The 14,791-nt window shown below is 71.4% G+C and carries 17 protein-coding genes; 6 read left to right on the forward strand and 11 right to left on the reverse strand.

Annotation, left to right across the window (positions count from 1 at the left end):
* The first annotated feature begins 171 nt into the window (after positions 1–171).
* From AC1MIR_RS15770 to AC1MIR_RS15780, 3 genes are read left to right on the forward strand one after another with little or no spacing between them, the layout of a single operon-like run.
* Positions 172–810, forward strand: coding sequence for a CDP-alcohol phosphatidyltransferase family protein (locus AC1MIR_RS15770; protein ID WP_480029138.1), 639 nt, complete (start codon positions 172–174; stop codon positions 808–810).
* A complete protein-coding gene (locus AC1MIR_RS15775) occupies positions 807–1,778 on the forward strand; it encodes a phosphatidate cytidylyltransferase (protein ID WP_480029139.1) in 972 nt (323 codons plus the stop codon). Before AC1MIR_RS15770 ends, AC1MIR_RS15775 begins: the two co-directional genes overlap by 4 nt.
* Before the next feature lies 1 nt (position 1,779).
* A complete protein-coding gene (locus tag AC1MIR_RS15780; protein ID WP_480029140.1) occupies positions 1,780–2,469 on the forward strand; it encodes a lysophospholipid acyltransferase family protein in 690 nt (229 codons plus the stop codon).
* A 76-nt stretch (positions 2,470–2,545) separates the two neighbouring features.
* On the opposite strand, the gene rpsD is transcribed toward AC1MIR_RS15780, so the two are convergent.
* Positions 2,546–3,163, reverse strand: coding sequence for a 30S ribosomal protein S4 (rpsD, locus tag AC1MIR_RS15785; protein WP_480029141.1), 618 nt, complete (start codon positions 3,161–3,163; stop codon positions 2,546–2,548).
* A gap of 208 nt (positions 3,164–3,371) precedes the next feature.
* Here rpsD and AC1MIR_RS15790 point away from each other — a divergent pair, with 208 nt between their 5' ends.
* On the forward strand, positions 3,372–3,575 hold the full coding sequence (locus tag AC1MIR_RS15790; RefSeq protein WP_480029142.1) for a hypothetical protein: 204 nt from the start codon (positions 3,372–3,374) through the stop codon (positions 3,573–3,575).
* Between the two features lie 70 nt (positions 3,576–3,645).
* Here the strand turns inward: AC1MIR_RS15790 and AC1MIR_RS15795 are convergent, their stop codons facing one another.
* The 3 genes from AC1MIR_RS15795 to AC1MIR_RS15805 are packed head-to-tail and all read right to left on the reverse strand — an operon-like array spanning position 3,646 to position 6,304.
* Entirely contained in the window at positions 3,646–4,614 is a 969-nt protein-coding gene (locus AC1MIR_RS15795; RefSeq protein ID WP_480029143.1) for a Bug family tripartite tricarboxylate transporter substrate binding protein, read from the reverse strand.
* On the reverse strand, positions 4,611–5,480 hold the full coding sequence (locus AC1MIR_RS15800; protein ID WP_480029144.1) for an alpha/beta fold hydrolase: 870 nt from the start codon (positions 5,478–5,480) through the stop codon (positions 4,611–4,613). Before AC1MIR_RS15800 ends, AC1MIR_RS15795 begins: the two co-directional genes overlap by 4 nt.
* On the reverse strand, positions 5,477–6,304 hold the full coding sequence (locus AC1MIR_RS15805; RefSeq protein WP_480029145.1) for an RNA methyltransferase: 828 nt from the start codon (positions 6,302–6,304) through the stop codon (positions 5,477–5,479). The genes AC1MIR_RS15800 and AC1MIR_RS15805 overlap by 4 nt, the downstream gene beginning before the upstream one ends.
* Positions 6,305–6,501: 197 nt before the next feature.
* On the opposite strand from AC1MIR_RS15805, the gene AC1MIR_RS15810 reads away from it, so the two are divergent.
* The gene (locus AC1MIR_RS15810) at positions 6,502–6,840 is read left to right on the forward strand and encodes an endonuclease domain-containing protein (protein WP_480029146.1); all 339 of its coding nucleotides are present in this window, start codon (positions 6,502–6,504) and stop codon (positions 6,838–6,840) included.
* A 74-nt stretch (positions 6,841–6,914) separates the two neighbouring features.
* Here AC1MIR_RS15810 and copM read toward each other — a convergent pair whose 3' ends face one another.
* The 3 genes from copM to gltX form a co-directional block, all read right to left on the reverse strand.
* Entirely contained in the window at positions 6,915–7,271 is a 357-nt protein-coding gene (gene copM / locus AC1MIR_RS15815; protein ID WP_480029147.1) for a CopM family metallochaperone, read from the reverse strand.
* 65 nt (positions 7,272–7,336) lie between these two features.
* On the reverse strand, positions 7,337–8,788 hold the full coding sequence (cysS, locus tag AC1MIR_RS15820; protein ID WP_480029148.1) for a cysteine--tRNA ligase: 1,452 nt from the start codon (positions 8,786–8,788) through the stop codon (positions 7,337–7,339).
* Positions 8,789–8,793: 5 nt separating this feature from the next.
* Complete coding sequence (gene gltX, locus AC1MIR_RS15825; RefSeq protein ID WP_480029149.1) at positions 8,794–10,125, reverse strand: glutamate--tRNA ligase; 1,332 nt, start codon at positions 10,123–10,125, stop codon at positions 8,794–8,796.
* A gap of 113 nt (positions 10,126–10,238) precedes the next feature.
* Here gltX and AC1MIR_RS15830 point away from each other — a divergent pair, with 113 nt between their 5' ends.
* Complete coding sequence (locus AC1MIR_RS15830; RefSeq protein ID WP_480029150.1) at positions 10,239–10,667, forward strand: hypothetical protein; 429 nt, start codon at positions 10,239–10,241, stop codon at positions 10,665–10,667.
* Positions 10,668–10,702: 35 nt separating this feature from the next.
* Here the strand turns inward: AC1MIR_RS15830 and AC1MIR_RS15835 are convergent, their stop codons facing one another.
* Genes AC1MIR_RS15835 through AC1MIR_RS15850 form a run of 4 tightly spaced genes read right to left on the reverse strand, consistent with a single transcriptional unit; the run spans position 10,703 to position 14,586 of the window.
* Positions 10,703–11,104 (reverse strand): hypothetical protein, encoded by a 402-nt coding sequence (locus tag AC1MIR_RS15835; protein ID WP_480029151.1) that lies wholly within the window; start codon positions 11,102–11,104, stop codon positions 10,703–10,705.
* Between the two features lie 49 nt (positions 11,105–11,153).
* Positions 11,154–12,050: a DMT family transporter gene (locus AC1MIR_RS15840; RefSeq protein WP_480029152.1), complete on the reverse strand. Its 897-nt coding sequence runs from the start codon at positions 12,048–12,050 to the stop codon at positions 11,154–11,156.
* A complete protein-coding gene (locus AC1MIR_RS15845) occupies positions 12,047–13,210 on the reverse strand; it encodes a nicotinate phosphoribosyltransferase (RefSeq protein WP_480029153.1) in 1,164 nt (387 codons plus the stop codon). The genes AC1MIR_RS15840 and AC1MIR_RS15845 overlap by 4 nt, the downstream gene beginning before the upstream one ends.
* The gene (locus AC1MIR_RS15850; protein ID WP_480029553.1) at positions 13,207–14,586 is read right to left on the reverse strand and encodes a class II 3-deoxy-7-phosphoheptulonate synthase; all 1,380 of its coding nucleotides are present in this window, start codon (positions 14,584–14,586) and stop codon (positions 13,207–13,209) included. Before AC1MIR_RS15850 ends, AC1MIR_RS15845 begins: the two co-directional genes overlap by 4 nt.
* Positions 14,587–14,791: the final 205 nt, after the last annotated feature.

A 14,791-nucleotide genomic window follows, 5' to 3' on the forward strand; every position in this document is an offset into this window, starting at 1 on the left:
CCCCCGGCCCCGGACCGCGCCGGGGGGCCCGCACGGGGGGGGGGGGCGCCTGTCGGCGCCGCCCTTTTCGCGTACGGGCCGCGTCGCGCAACGCTTGCAACACGGCGCGCAACGCAGCGACATACCCGCCGCGTCTGCCCATGCGATCCTTCACGCGACAACGAGGACCGCATGACCAGCACAGCAGACCGTCGCCCGATCGCGGCGCGAGACCTTGGCATCACCCAGCGCATCGCCGCTTGGCTGGTAGCGCGCGGCGCTTCGGCGGACGGGATATCTCTGGCAGGCATGGCGGCCGGCATCGGCGCGGGGCTCTGCCTCGCCGGCACGGCGTGGTGGCCGGAGGCGGCGCGGCCGCTCTGGCTGGCGGGCGCGCTCCTGATCCAGCTGCGCCTCGCCGCCAACCTGCTGGACGGGATGGTGGCGATCGGCCGAGGCATCGCCTCTCCGGCGGGCGAACTGTTCAACGAGGTCCCGGACCGCGTCTCCGACACGGCGGTGCTGCTCGGTCTCGGCGTCGCGGCGGGCAGCCCGGCGCTCGGCCTCGCGGCGGCACTGGCGGCGATGGCGACGGCCTATGTCCGCGCGGTCGGCAAGGCCGCCGGCGCACCGAGCGACTTTCGGGGGCCGATGGCCAAGCAGCACCGCATGGCGCTGGTCACCGCCCTGGCCGTGGCCTGCGCCCTGCTGCCGCTGGCCTGGACGGCGCCCCTCCCCGCCCTCGCGCTTTGGGTCATCCTGGCGCTGTCGCTGCTGACCGCCTGGCGGCGCCTTTCGGGCGCGTGGCACGCGCTGAAGGCCGCCCGATGAGCACCGCCTTCGCCCATCCGGTCACCGTCTGGATCGTCGTCGCCACGCTGCTGGTGCTGGCCGGAGCGGCGGGCGCGATCGGCTCCCCCCCCCCCCCCGGCCGCGCGCGGCCCGACTTCCGGCGCGAACTCTGGCTCCGCTTCGGCTCCTGGTGCGTGCTGCTGCCGCTGATGATGGGGCCGGTGCTGGCCGGGCGCGTCGCGACAATCGCCCTCGTCACCGTGCTCGGCCTGCTCTGCTATCGCGAATACGCGCGCGCCACGGGGCTGTTCCGCGAGCACCTGCTCTCGGCCTTCGTCGTGATCGGCATCCTCGCGGTGAACTTCGCGGCGCTGGACCACTGGTACGGCTTCTTCGTCGCGCTCTGGACGCTGTCGGTCAGCGTGCTGGCGGTGGCGACGATCCCGCTCGACCGCCCCGCCGGCTACATCCAGCGCGTCGGGCTGGCGGTGCTGGGCTTCATGCTGTTCGGCGCGGGCTTCGCGCATCTCGGCTACATGGCGAACGACGCGAACTACCGCCCGATCGTTCTGCTGCTGATGACCGCGGTGGCGCTGAACGACTGCGCGGCCTTCACCTGCGGCAAGCTGATCGGCGGGCCGAAGCTGCTGCCGGCGACGAGCCCGAACAAGACCATCTCGGGCGCGCTCGGCGCGGTCTGCATCACCGCGACGGTCGTCGCGCTGCTGGCCGGCGCGATCTACCAGGGCACGCCGATGGACCGCTGGTACTGGCTGGTGCTGCTCGGCGTGCTGGTGAGCGTGGCCGGGCAGATGGGCGACCTGATGCTGTCCTCGATCAAGCGCGACATCGGCATCAAGGACATGGGCGCGGTGCTGCCGGGCCATGGCGGCATCCTCGACCGCTTCAACTCGCTGCTGCTGGTTGCGCCGGCGGTGTTCCACTTCATCGGCTACTTCGTGGGCTTCGGCCTGGACCAGCCGACGCGGCTGATCACCGGGGGCTGAGATGGACTGGCAGCTTCGCCCCGCCCGCGACCTCGGCCTGGCGCCCGGCGAGCGGCTGCGCAGCCTGAGCCGCGAGCGCGGGCTGTTCGGCATGGCCGCCAACGCCACCTGGCGCTGGCTGCTGCGGCTTTACTTTCGCCTGTTCCACCGGCTGGAGGTGGAGGGGCGCGAGAACCTCCCCGCCGCGCCTTTCGTCCTGATCGGCAACCATGCGAGCCACCTGGATGCGCTGGTGCTGGCGAGCATCCTGCGCGGCGACGCGGCGCGGCGCACCCATGCCCTGGCGGCGGGGGAGGTGTTCTTCGGCTCCGGCGCCGGCGCGGCCTTCGCCGCCTATGCGATCAACGCCTTCCCGATCTGGCGGGGCAGGACGAAGCGCGGGGAGATGGCGGCGCTGCGGACGCGGCTGGTGGAGGACGGGCTGGTCTACATCCTGTTCCCGGAAGGCACGCGCAGCCGCACGGGGGAGATGGGCGAATTCCAGCCGGGGCTGGCGATGCTGCTGGCCGGCACCGGCGTGCCGGTGGTGCCCTGCTGGATCGAGGGCGCCTTCGAGGCGTGGCCCGCGACGCGGCGCTGGCCGCGGCCGGGGAAGCTTCGGGTGCGGATCGGGGCGCCGGTCTCGATGGCGGGCGACCGGGCCGCGGCGATGGCGGCGTGCCGGGACGCGGTGGTGGCGCTCCGGCGCTGAAACGCGAAACGCCGGCCCCTCGCGGGACCGGCGTCTGCCTGGCCGTGTCCGCCCAGATGGCGGACGAACAAAAGAATCAGCGCGAGTAGAACTCGACGACCAGGTTCGGCTCCATCTGCACCGGATAGGGCACGTCCGAGAGCTTCGGGGCGCGCAGGACGCGGCCGCGCATGGCGCGGTGGTCCACCTCGATATACTCGGGCACGTCGCGCTCGCCGGACTGCGCGGCGTCGAGCAGCGCGGTCATCTGCTTCGACTTCTCCTTCACCTCGATCACGTCGGTGTCCTTGACGAGGTAGGAGGGGATGTTGAGCCGCTTGCCGTTCACCGTGACATGGCCGTGGTTCACGAACTGCCGCGCCGCGAAGGGCGTGACGGCGAACTTCATGCGGTAGATCACGGTGTCCAGGCGCCGCTCGAGCAGCTCGATCAGGTTCTCCGAGGTGTCGCCCTTCCGGCGCACGGCTTCCTCGTAGTACTTGCGGAACTGCTTCTCGCCGATGTTGCCGTAGTAGCCCTTGAGCTTCTGCTTGGCCATCAGCTGCACGCCGTAGTCGGTGGGCTTCTGCTTGCGGCGCTGGCCGTGCTGGCCGGGGCCGTATTCGCGCTTGGCGACCGGGGACTTGGCGCGGCCCCAGAGGTTCACGCCCAGGCGGCGGTTGATCTTGTACTTGGATTCGGCGCGCTTGCTCATGCGCTTTACCTGCCGGGCCTCTCGGCGCCGGTCCTTCATCTTGCGGGCGCTGAAGCGCCCTGGTTGTCCCGGTAGTCCCAAAGGGCCTTTCGGCCCGGAGGGCGGGCGCGGCGGATCAACCGCCGTCCGCGTTCCCGGAAGGAGGCGCGGCTATAGGCGGCGGGGCCCCGGCTTGTCAAACCGCGGGCCCCTCCCCTACTCGGCGGCCATGGTGACGCGTTCGGATATACTGGTGCTCGGCCTGACGGCGGGCGTGACGGGCAGCCTGGTGGGCGGGCTGATGTTCGGCATCGGCATGGGGCTGGTGGCCGACGGCATCCATATCGGCTGGCTGCTGGCCCTCCCCGGCGCGCCGGCGGGCGGGCTGCTGGGCTATCTGCTGGCGCGGAAGCTGGCGAAGAAGCTGGGGTAGGAGACCGGCGCCAAGGGTCGGTCGAGCCCCCATCCCGACCCTCCCCCGCACAGCGGGGGAGGGAAAGAGCCTACTCCGCCTTGATCCCCGCGGCGGCGATCAGGCGGCGCTTGTACTCCAGGTCCTCGCGCAGGAAGGCCGCCGTCGCCTCGGGCGTGGTGAGATGCACGGTGTAGCCTGCCGGCGCCAGATGCCGGTCGCGCACCATGGGCGTGGCCATCGCGGCCGCGATCGCGGCATGCAGGCGCAGCAGCAGCTCGGGCGGCGTGCCCGCGGGGGCGAAGGCGCCGAACCAGGTGCGCGGGTCGATGTCGTCGTAGCCGGCCTCCTTCAGCGTCGGCACATCGGGCAACGCCTCGAACCGCGTCGGCTTGCCGACCGCCAGCGCCTTCAGCGTGCCGGCGCGGATATGCGCCGCACCGGAGGCGATGCCGGCCAGCGTCATCTGCACCTCGCCCGCCAGCGTCGCCATCACCGCCGGCGTCAGGCCGCGATAGGGCACATGCACCATCTCGATCCGCTCCTTCGCCATCAGCGCGCCGAAGGCGAGATGCGGCTGGCTGGCATTGCCGTAGGAGCCGAAATTGAGCTTGCCCGGATTGGCGCGCGCGGCGGCGACGAGCTCCGCCATCGTGTTGGCGCCGACGGCGGGGTTCACCAGCACCATCTGGTGCACGTCCACCAGCAGCGTGATCGGCGCCAGGTCCCGCATCGGGTCGTAGGGCAGGCCAGGGATCAGGATCGGGTTGGACGTGATCGAGTTGTCGGCGGTGATCAGCAGGGTGTGTCCGTCCGGTGGCGCCTTCGCGACGATGTCGGTGCCGGGCACGGTGGACCCGCCGGGGCGGTTGTCCACCACCACCGGCTGGCCCCATTCCGCCTGCAGCCTGTCGGCGATCGCACGCGCCAGCGCATCCAGCCCGCCGCCCGGCGGAAAGGGCACGACGATGCGCACCTGGCGCGTCGGGAAGGACGTAGTCTGCGCGCGCGCGACGGCGGGCAGGGCAAGCGTGGCGAGCAGCGCGCGGCGATGGATCACGGCAGGTCCCCGAAGAAATGCTCGCGCACCAGGGTAAGGGTGCGGGCGGGATACTCAAGCTCCGGCAGGTGGCCGCACTTCTCCGGGCTGACGAAGCGCGCGCCGGTGATCGCCTCCGCCACCGCGCGGCCGACGGGCGGCGGGTTCACGCCATCGGAATCGCCGGTGACGCAGAGCGTCGGCGCCGTGATGCGCGGCGCGAAATCCTCGACCACGTCCACCGGATCGGTGCAGCGCGCGGCCTGCAGGTAGCCGCGCGGCTGCGTCGCCGCGACAATGTTTCGGACGAGCGCGCGCACAGGCTCCGGCGTGCCGGCGGCGACCAGGTTGCCGCTGCGCGTGGCGGCAAGGTCGAGCGGGCCGCTGGCGATGGAGGCCTCGCGCATCGCCAGCATGCGCGCGCGTTCCTCCCTGCCCTTCCAGCGCTGCCCGCGCGATGTGCCGAGCAGCACCATGCGCGCGACGCGCTGCGGGTGCCGCGCGGCGAGGCATGCGGCCAGCATCGAGCCGAAGGAGGAGCCGAGCACATGCACCGGCCCCTTCACATGCAGCGCATCGAGCAGCGCGACCGCGGCCTCCGCGTACTGGCCGGGCGTGGGCGCGGACGTCGCGAAATTGTCGGACAGCATGTAGCCCGGCGCATTCCAGGCGATGACGCGCGCGCGGCTGGCGAGCCCCGCGAGCATGAAGCGCCAGCCCATGGCATTGGCGCCGATGCCGTGCAGGCAGAGCACGGTGCGCTGGGTGCTCTCGCCGGCTTCCATGTAGGACATGCGCGGGCCTTCGAGGCCGAGCGCGGAAGCGTCCAGCGCCACGAAGCGGAGGTCGGGCAGCGGCGCGATGGGCGTTCCGTCCGGATGGATCACGTCTTCTCCTCCCAGGGCGGGTCGGGCACGTCGCCGGCGAAGCGGCCGCGCACCATGCGGCCGCGCGCGAGTTCCGTCACCACGCCGTGCAGCGTGCGCAGCTCCTGCTCCGTCACCTCGCCGCGCTCGAACCAGTGGCGCAGGTTGCGCACCATGCCCGGGCGCTTCGGCGGGTTGTGCAGGAAGCCGGCGGCGTCGAGCTCCGCGATCAGGCGGTCGAGGAATTTCTCCAGTTCGCCCTTCGTCGCGATGCGCGTCTCGTTCGTCTGGAGCGTGCGTGGTGCCGTGGACTCGGCCTGCATCCACCATTCGTACGCAAGGATCATCACGGCCTGGGCCAGGTTCAGCGAGTTGTGCTGCGGGTTCAGCGGATAGCGGATCAGCGTGTCGCATTGCGCGAGGTCGTCGGCCTCGAGCCCCGCGCGCTCGGGGCCGAACAGCACGGCGAGGCGCAGGCCGCGCGCGTTGATCTCCCGAAAATCCTCGGCGGCCGCGCGGGCGTCCCGGATGGGAATGATCACATGGCGCGGGCGCGGGCAGGTGCCGAAGACACGGTGGCAATCGGCGACCGCGCTGCGGATGTCCGGGTGGACCGTGGCCGCGTCGAGGATCGCATCGGCCCCGGAGGCGGCGGCATAGGCATTGGGCTGCGGCCATCCGTCGCGCGGCGCGACGATGCGCAAGTGGAAGAGCCCGCCATTGGCCATGGCGCGCGCTGCGGTGCCGATATTCGCGGCCATCTGCGGGCGGACGAGCACGACGATGGGGGATTCGCCGGGCGGGGGCGTGAGCAGCGCCCCGCCGACGGGACGGCCGCCGGTCATGGGGGGAGCGGACTTTGCTGTTTGGTCGCGGCCCACCCCCACCCCGACCAGCCTCGGTAAGCGGCAGCAATCTGCCGCAACTTCGGCGTCCAACGCGACGCGTTGACCCCCCCGCCCGGGCGGGAGAGGAAGGGGGGGCGCGCGTGTCTCCCTCTCCCGCTTGCGGGGGAGGGTCGGGGTGGGGGTACAACCGCGCCATGGTCGCACCGATCAGGCACAGGGCTCGCAAGCTTCGCCGCGACCAGACGCTGGCCGAGCATCGCCTGTGGCAGGCGCTGCGGTCGGATGCGCTGGGCGTGCCGTTCCGGCGGCAGCATCCAGTGCCGCCCTACGTCGTGGACTTCGCCTGCGTTGGCGCGAGACTGATCGTGGAGGTGGATGGCGGCCAGCATGGCGGGGACGCGGATGCAGTGCGCGATGCGACGCTGCGCACGGCGGGATGGCGGGTCGTGCGGTTCTGGAATGATGAGGTGCTGAGGAACATGGAAGGCGTCGTGCAGCGGATCGCGGAGGCGCTGCACGACCGCAACGCGTGAAACCCCCACCCCGGCCCTCCCCCGCTTCGCGGGAGAGGGAGCGGTCGCGCGCGTTGCGTTGGCAGCGCCCTGCCTCACCGCGCCGGTGGGCGCGCCAGGAAGGCGCGGAGTTGGGCGATCTCGGCTTCCTGCGCGCGGATGATCTCCTCGGCCAGCTTGCGGATCTCCGGATCGCGGCCGTGGCTGAGCACCACGCGCGCCATGTCGATGGCGCCCTGGTGGTGCGGGATCATCGCGGCGGCGAAGTCGCGGTCGGCATCGCCGGTGAAGCGCACCGCCATCTCGCGATGCATGCGGTCGTTGATGGCGCGGTATTCGCGGGTGCTGGGGGGCTCGTTGGCCGCCCGGGGCGCGCCGTGGCCCGCATGCTGGGCGAAGGCCGGCGCGGCGAGGCCGAAGACGAGGGCGGCGAGGAGAGAGAGGCGGATCATGGCGGAGACTCCGGTGGTTGACCGGAGCCTCGTGTCCAACATTCCCACCGCGGGAAGGCAAGGGATCAGGCCCGTCGCCAGGTGGTGCCCTGCGGCCCGTCCTCCAGCAGGATGCCCTGGTCGGCGAGTTCCTTGCGGATGCGGTCGGCCTCGGCCCAGTTTTTCTCGCGGCGCGCAGTGAGGCGGGCGCCGATGGCGGCTTCGATTTGATGCAGCGCAGGGCCAAGCAACACCGTGGGTACTCCAACGCCGCTCCCAGATTGAATGAACGCGGGAGAAATCGTCTGCGTGAACCAATCCCGGGGATCGTGTCCCAGAATACCCAATACCGCACCGGCCGCGAGGATGCGGCCTTTGAGATGCGGCAGCGCGGCGTCATCGCCAGTGGCCAGCGCCTCGTTCGTCGCCGACACCAGGTAGTGCAGCGAGGCCAGCGCCAGCGGCGTGTTCAGGTCGTCGGCCAGCGCCTGCTCGAAGGGCGGCTGTTCCACCGGGTGCGGCTCCTCGCCGCGCTCCGGCGTCACCTCCGCCATCTTCGACAGCGCGCGGTAGAAGCGGTCGAGTTCCTTCCGCGCCTCCTGCAAGGCGGCCTCGGTGTAGTCCAGCGCCTGCCGGTACTGCGTCTTCAGCAGAAGCAGGCGAAACGCCTCGCCCGCCCAAGGTCCGAGCGCGAGAATATCCTGCACCGTCCGGAAATTGCCGAGCGACTTCGACATCTTCTCGCCGTCCACGAGCAGCATGCCGTTGTGCATCCAGTACCGCGCGAAGTGCGAACCGGGGAAGGCGCAGAGGCTCTGCGCGACCTCGTTCTCGTGGTGCGGGAACAACAGGTCCTGCCCGCCGCCATGAATGTCGAAATCCGGCCCGAGATGCTTCCACGACATCGCGGAGCATTCGATGTGCCAGCCCGGCCGACCGCGGCCCCAGGGGCTGTCCCAGCCGGGCTGGTCCGGCGTGGAGGGCTTCCACAGCACGAAGTCGCCGGGGTCGCGCTTGTAGGGTGCGACCTCCACCCGCGCGCCGGCCAGCAACTCGTCCGGCGAGCGGCCGGAGAGTTTTCCGTACTCGGCGAAGCTGCCGACCGCGAACAGCACATGGCCTTCCGCCGCATAGGCGTGGCCGTTGTCGATCAGGCGCTCGATCAGCGCGATCATCTCCGGGATGGTGCCGGTGGCGCGCGGCTCGACATCCGGCGGCAGCACGCCGAGGGCGGCCATGTCGCGGTGGAAGTCGGCGGTGGTGCGCGCGGTCAGCGCGGCGATCCCCTCCCCGCTTTCCTTCGCGCGGTCGATGATCTTGTCCTCGACGTCGGTGATGTTCCGCGCATAGGTCACCTTCGGATACAGCCGCCGCAGCAGCCGCACCAGCACGTCGAACACCACGTTCGGCCGCGCATTGCCGAGATGCGCGAGGTCATAGACGGTCGGGCCGCAGACATAGATGCGGACATGGTGCGGATCGAGCGGGACGAAGCGCTCCTTGCGGCGCGTCGCGCTGTTGTGGATCTGCAGTTCCATGGATCTCAACTCGCGGCCTGCCGCAGGCGCTTCAACGCCCGCGTGCGGCCGATCAACGGAAGAAAAGCCTTGAGGTCGGGGCCGTGGTCCTCGCCGGTCAGCGCCCGGCGCAGCGGCAGGTACAGCGCCTTGCCCTTGCGCCCGGTGCGCTCCGCCAGCGTTGCGGTCCAGGCCGGCCAGGTGGCCTCATCCCAGGGCTCCTCGGGCAGTGTTGCGGCGGCGATGCGCAGAAGCTCGGCATCGGCGGGCTCGCCCGCCGGGACGATATCACCCTGCGCCACGTCCCACCAATCACGGACTTCGCGGAACAGGTCGAGGTTGCCGCGCACCGCCATCCAGAATCTTTCGTTCGATCCTTCCGGCAGGCGCTCCTGCACGGCGGCGAAGTCGAGGCCGTGAAGCCACTTCCGGTTCAGCGCGAGCAGCTGCTTCGTGTCGAAGCGCGCCGCGCTCTTGGAGATTCGTTCGAGCGTGTAGGTCGGCGCGAGGTCCGCGGGCATGCCGGGCACCGGATCGCCGCTCGATCCCAGCGCGGCGAGGTAACCGGCCAGCGCCGCCGGCTCCACGCCGTCGCGCCGCAACTGCCGCAACCCGACGCTGCCGGTCCGCTTCGACAGCGGCCCGCCATCCGCATCCGTCAGCAGCGGCAGGTGGGCGAAGCGCAGCTTCCCTGCATTCCCACCCAACGCCCCGAAGATATCGAGCTGGATGCCGGTGTTGGTGACGTGGTCCTCGCCGCGCACCACGTCGGTGATGCCCGTCTCCAGGTCGTCCACGACGGAGGTGAAAGTGTAGAGGAAGCTGCCATCGGCGCGGATCAGCACCGGGTCCGACAGGCTGGTCAGCTTCACGCTGCGCTCGCCGAGCACGCCGTCGCGCCAGGAGACGGAACCGCCCGAAAGCAGGAAACGCCAATGCGGCCGCTTGCCGTTGGCGATGGCGCGGTCGAGCTGCTCCTTCGTCATCTTCAACGCCGCGCGGTCATAGAGCGGCGGCTTGTGCTGGCGGATGCGCTGCTCGCGCTTGTAGGCCAGCTCCTCCTCGGTCTCGAGGCAGGGGTAGAGCCGGCCGGACGCCTTCAGACGTTCCGCGGCGGCCTCATAGGCGGGGATGTGGTCGGACTGGCGCCGAAGCTCGTCCCAGTCGAGGCCGAGCCAGCGCAGGTCCTCCTCGATCGCCTGGGCGTATTCGGGCTTGCTGCGCTCGGTGTCGGTGTCGTCCAGGCGCAGCAGGAAGCGCCCGCCCTGGCGCCGGGCGAGGCACCAGTTGGCGAGCGCGATGCGGGCATTGCCGACATGCAGCAATCCCGTGGGAGAGGGCGCGAAACGGACCTTCATGCGGGGCGAGAGGAACGCCAGATACGGCCGGAAGGCAAGGCGGAGTGCCTTGATGCGGGCGCAATCGGGTCGTCTGATGGCGCTTCAGGCAGCATCGCTGCGGAGGTCCGGGCATGGGCAGGTCACTGGCGGTTCGCGGCGCGGTCTTCGCCGGGGTGATGGCGGCCGGGGTGCTGGCCGCGCCGGTGGCGCAGGCGGATTGGCGCGGGCGGCCCGGCTGGGGTTATGCGCCCCCGCCGCGGGCCTATTACGCGCCGCCGCGCGCCTATTACCCGCCGCCCTACCGGGGCTATGCGCCGGGCGCCGGCGTTGCGCTGGGCGCCATCGTGGGGCTCGGGATCGGGGCGGCGATCGCATCCCAGCCCTACTATTACGCGCCGCCGCCTCCGCCGCCGGTCTACTACGCGCCGCCGCCGCCGCCCGTGTACTACGCCCCGCCCCCGCCGGTGGTCTACGCGCCACCGCCGGTGGTCTACGCGCCGCCGCCGGTGGTCGTGTACCCGGCACCCGCCTGGGTGGGGCCGGCGAAGCAGCGCTGGTGACGCCCGGCTGACACGGCCGGGCGGCTGCCCGGCGCCTACTCCTCGTCCTCCTCGTCATCCTCGCGCCGCGGGTCGAGGACGCGCCAGTTGCGGTCCTCGGGATCGGCTGCGCGGTGCTCGGCGAAGGCATGGAGTTCCGCGGCGCTCCGCCAGGCGTCGTCGCCGGCGCCCACCACCTCGGCATCCTCGCCATAGGCGAACCAGGCCTCCAGCACGGCCTCGGGCTCCGCCCCGCCGGTGCGGCAGCGGTCCAGGCTGTCGCGGACATAGCGGCGGGCGAAGGCGTTGGCATGGGCGACGCTGCGGAAGCCGCGCACCACCTCGACCGGGTCCGAGCCATTGGCGCCGGACAGGTCCAGGATGCGCACCGCCAGCCCCGCGGGGGCCGAGATCGCCTCGGAGAAGATGGGGTCCTCGTCCTCGTCGCTGCCGCTCATCCGTCCTGCTCCTGATCGCGCCGGGTGATCGGCCCGGCGGCCCGGCACGTCAACGCAGAAGGCGACCCGTGACGCCAAGGATCATGCCGGCCGAAACCAGCGCCACCCCGACGAGGCCGGCCAGGCCCAGCGCCTCGCCCAGCAGCGGCCAGGCGGCGAGCGCGGCCATGGCCGGGACAAGGGCCGTGATCGTGGTGGTGCGGGGCGCGCCGAGGGCGGTGACGGCGCGGGTGAACAGAAAGCCGGCCAGCAGCACCGCGCAGAACCCTTGGTAGACGAATTGGAAGGCCGCCGCGCCGAGCGGCACGGCGCCGAGGTTGGAGGGCAGCAGCAGCCACCAGACCGGCAGGTAGATCGGCGCCGCCCAGAGCGCGGCCGACAGCGTCGCCTCCATCGCCGAAATGCCCCAGAGCTTCACCAGCGTCGTATAGACCGCCCAGGAGGAGGCGCCGGCCAACAGCAGCAGGTCGCCCCGCCAGGAGCCCGGATACCCGCCGAAGGTGTCGAAGGCGAGCAGCGCCACGCCGCCCGCGACCACGGCCAGCGAGAGCGCGCGGCGGCGCGTCCAGGCCTCGTTCAGCCAGATCGCGCCGAGTGCGGCCGTCAGGAAGGGCAGCATCCCGGCATTCATCACCCCCGCATGGGAGACCGGCGCGAAGGCGAAGCCGGCGTAGCAGAACAGCGGGAACCCCAGGGACGCGGTGGCGACGATCGCCGCGATGCGCCGGGGCGGCAGGCGCGGCCAGCCGAGCAGCATCGCCAGCGGCACCGCGCCCACGAAGGCGCCCGCGTAGCGCAGCGCGGCAACGTCCCAGGGCGTCATTGCCTGCTTCACGGACAGCCGCGCGGCGAGCAGGAACCCGACCCAGACGAAGAGCACGGCGATCGCGCAGATGTATCCGACGCGCCTCTCGCGCGCCGGATCCGCCGTGGCGGCGAGGCTCATCCGGCGTTGCGCTTCCGCCCGCCATTGTGGCGCAGCAGGAACTCGCGGCCGATCTTCACGCGCGCCTGGCCGTCGTAGTCCACGATGTCGGCGGTGGCGTAGGTCTCGGACCAGGCATCGGGGATGAAGCTGCCCGTGCCGACCACGTCGATCGGCGCCTTCGCCTCGGCCATCACGCGGCATTTCTGCACGCCGAAGCCGGAGGAGGCGACGATGCGCACCTTGTGGAAGCCGGCCTCGTCCAGCGCCTCCCGCATGCGCCAGATGGCGGCGGCGGAGACGCCGGTGCCGACGAGGTGGCGCAGCTCCGTCTCGCTGCGGTAGCGGCGCACCGCCTGCGGCGCGTGGCGTTCCAGCACGGCGTAGCTCTCGGCCGGGTCGAGCCCTTCCATGAAGCGACCGCCATGGGTGTCGAGCCGCACCGCCATCCGCCCCGCCGCGGCGAGGTCCGGGAACCGCCGGCAGACCTCCAGCCCGTCCGTGACCTCGCGCCCGAAATAGTCGGTGAGCACGGTGAGGTCCTGGTCGGGGAAGGTCTCGTGAAACATCTCGGCGGCGCGGAGCGTGGAGCCCGCATAGCCGATCAGGGCGTGCGGCATGGTCCCCCGCCCGCGGCCAGGCCCGAACCAGTGCGCCGTCGCGTCATTGGCGTTGCCGACGAAGCCCTTCGCCCCTTCCCGCTTCGCCGCGGCGCCGCCGACGCTCGCGGCATAGGCCATCATCTCCTGCATCTCCTGCCCGGCGCAGTGTCGCGCTTCCATCGCCAGGAAGGCCGTGCCGGGCAGCTCGCAGCACATCTGATAGGCGTTGTGCGCGGCGACGCAGGCCGCGCCCAGCTTCTGCAGCACGATCGTCTCGAGATCCACCAGCTGGGAGAAGGCGCCGGAGAGATAGAAGATCGGATCGCCGGCGCCGACCCAGCCGCCTTCCTCGTGCATCACCTCGATGTCGAAGCGCGTGCCGCGCTCGCGCGCCACCGCCTGCAGCCAGTCGGTGGCCAGGCGCGGGGCGGAGATCACCGGGCGGCGGAGGAACACCGCGTAGGTGACGCGGCAATCGCCGAAGCGGGTGACGATGGCCTTGGTGCGGTTGAAGTAGCTGTCCGTCCGGGCCGCGATGGACACATCGTCCACCGCGGCCGGTTTGGAACCGTCGCTCATTGCGCGGCCTGGGCGGGGACCGCCGGGGCGGGCCGGCGGGCCTTCAGCTCCTCCGCGATGAGGAAGGCGAGCTCCAGCGACTGCTCTGCGTTCAGCCGCGGGTCGCAGAAGGTGGCGTAGTTGCGCGCGAGGTCGGCCTCCACCAGGCGATGCGCGCCGCCGAGGCATTCGGTGACGTTCTGGCCGGTCATCTCCACATGCACGCCGCCGGGGATGGTGCCCTCGGCCGCATGGCAGTCGAAGAAGCCCTTCACCTCGGCGAGAATCGCATCGAAGCTGCGGGTCTTGTAGGCGCCGGCCTTGGCGCCGTTGCCGTGCATCGGATCGCAGAGCCACACCACGTTGCGCCCGGCCTTCTTCACCGCGCGCAGCAGCGGCGGCAGCTTCGCCTCCACCTTCTCCGCCCCCATGCGGGAGATCAGGGTCAGGCGGCCCTTCTCGTTCGCCGGGTTCAGGATCTCGGTGAGCTTCACCAGCTCGTCCGGCTCCATGCTCGGGCCGACCTTCATCCCGATCGGGTTGGCGATGCCGCGCATGAACTCGACATGCGCGCCCTCCGGCTGGCGGGTGCGGTCGCCGATCCAGAGGAAGTGGGCGCTGCATGCGTAATGCTTGCCCGGATGCGTCGAGGGCTGGCGCGTCATCGCCTCCTCGAAGGGGAGCAGCAGGGATTCGTGGGAGGTGTAGAACTCCGTCTCCCGCACCTGCGGCAGGTCGGACATCCCGCAGGCGCCCATGAAGCGCAGCGTCTCGTCGATGCGGACCGCGAGGTCCTCGTAGCGGCCGGCGAGCGGGCTGCGCTTGGCGAAGTCGAGGTTCCAGCGATGCACCTCGTGCAGGTCGGCATAGCCGCCGGTCGAGAAGGCGCGCAGCAGGTTCAGCGTGGCGGCCGACTGGAGATAGGCAAATTCCATCCGGCCGGGATCGGGGCTGCGGGCCTCGGTGGTGAAGTCGGGGCCGTTGATGATGTCGCCGCGATAGGAGGGCAGCGTGACCTCGCCGACCGTCTCGGTGTCGCTGCTGCGCGGCTTGGCGAACTGGCCGGCCATGCGGCCGAGCTTCACCACCGGCATCGCGGCGCCGAAGGTCAGCACCACCGCCATCTGCAGCAGGACCCGATAGGTGTCGCGGATGGTGTTGGCGTGGAATTCGGCGAAGCTCTCCGCACAATCGCCGCCCTGCAGCACGAAGGTCGCGCCGTCCCCGGCCTTGGCGAGATGCGCCTTCAGCCGGTCCGCCTCACCTGCAAACACCAAGGGTGGAAATCGGCCGACCTTCTCCTCCATGGCCCTGAGGCGGGCCTGGTCGGGATAGTCGGGAACCTGACGGATCGGCATGGCCCGCCAGGAATCCGGGCTCCACGCGCGCGTAGGCATATCTTCCACCGTGCTTCCAATTCTGGCGACCCGACCATAGCGGGGCCGGATGGCTTGGCAAATCGCGACCTTCCGCGGGGGTGGGATGCGCGGCGCCGGGGGGCCGGGGGCGCCCCGGCCGCCGCCCGGCCCCCCCGGCGGGGGGGGCCGATTAGGCCCCCGCCGGGCCCCCCCCCCCCCCCCCCCCGGGGCGCCGGGGGGCGAA

Source organism: Falsiroseomonas sp. RANM36 (assembly GCF_056682175.1).

Coding starts and splice junctions, on each gene's coding strand:
- AC1MIR_RS15770 (WP_480029138.1), top strand. CDS start 172: ATGACCAGCACAGCAGACCGTCGCCCGATCGCGGCGCGAGACCTTGGC.
- AC1MIR_RS15775 (WP_480029139.1), top strand. CDS start 807: ATGAGCACCGCCTTCGCCCATCCGGTCACCGTCTGGATCGTCGTCGCC.
- AC1MIR_RS15780 (WP_480029140.1), top strand. CDS start 1,780: ATGGACTGGCAGCTTCGCCCCGCCCGCGACCTCGGCCTGGCGCCCGGC.
- rpsD (WP_480029141.1), bottom strand. CDS start 3,163: ATGAGCAAGCGCGCCGAATCCAAGTACAAGATCAACCGCCGCCTGGGC.
- AC1MIR_RS15790 (WP_480029142.1), top strand. CDS start 3,372: ATGGTGACGCGTTCGGATATACTGGTGCTCGGCCTGACGGCGGGCGTG.
- AC1MIR_RS15805 (WP_480029145.1), bottom strand. CDS start 6,304: ATGACCGGCGGCCGTCCCGTCGGCGGGGCGCTGCTCACGCCCCCGCCC.
- AC1MIR_RS15810 (WP_480029146.1), top strand. CDS start 6,502: ATGGTCGCACCGATCAGGCACAGGGCTCGCAAGCTTCGCCGCGACCAG.
- copM (WP_480029147.1), bottom strand. CDS start 7,271: ATGATCCGCCTCTCTCTCCTCGCCGCCCTCGTCTTCGGCCTCGCCGCG.
- cysS (WP_480029148.1), bottom strand. CDS start 8,788: ATGGAACTGCAGATCCACAACAGCGCGACGCGCCGCAAGGAGCGCTTC.
- gltX (WP_480029149.1), bottom strand. CDS start 10,125: ATGAAGGTCCGTTTCGCGCCCTCTCCCACGGGATTGCTGCATGTCGGC.
- AC1MIR_RS15830 (WP_480029150.1), top strand. CDS start 10,239: ATGGGCAGGTCACTGGCGGTTCGCGGCGCGGTCTTCGCCGGGGTGATG.
- AC1MIR_RS15835 (WP_480029151.1), bottom strand. CDS start 11,104: ATGAGCGGCAGCGACGAGGACGAGGACCCCATCTTCTCCGAGGCGATC.
- AC1MIR_RS15840 (WP_480029152.1), bottom strand. CDS start 12,050: ATGAGCCTCGCCGCCACGGCGGATCCGGCGCGCGAGAGGCGCGTCGGA.
- AC1MIR_RS15845 (WP_480029153.1), bottom strand. CDS start 13,210: ATGAGCGACGGTTCCAAACCGGCCGCGGTGGACGATGTGTCCATCGCG.
- AC1MIR_RS15850 (WP_480029553.1), bottom strand. CDS start 14,586: ATGCCTACGCGCGCGTGGAGCCCGGATTCCTGGCGGGCCATGCCGATC.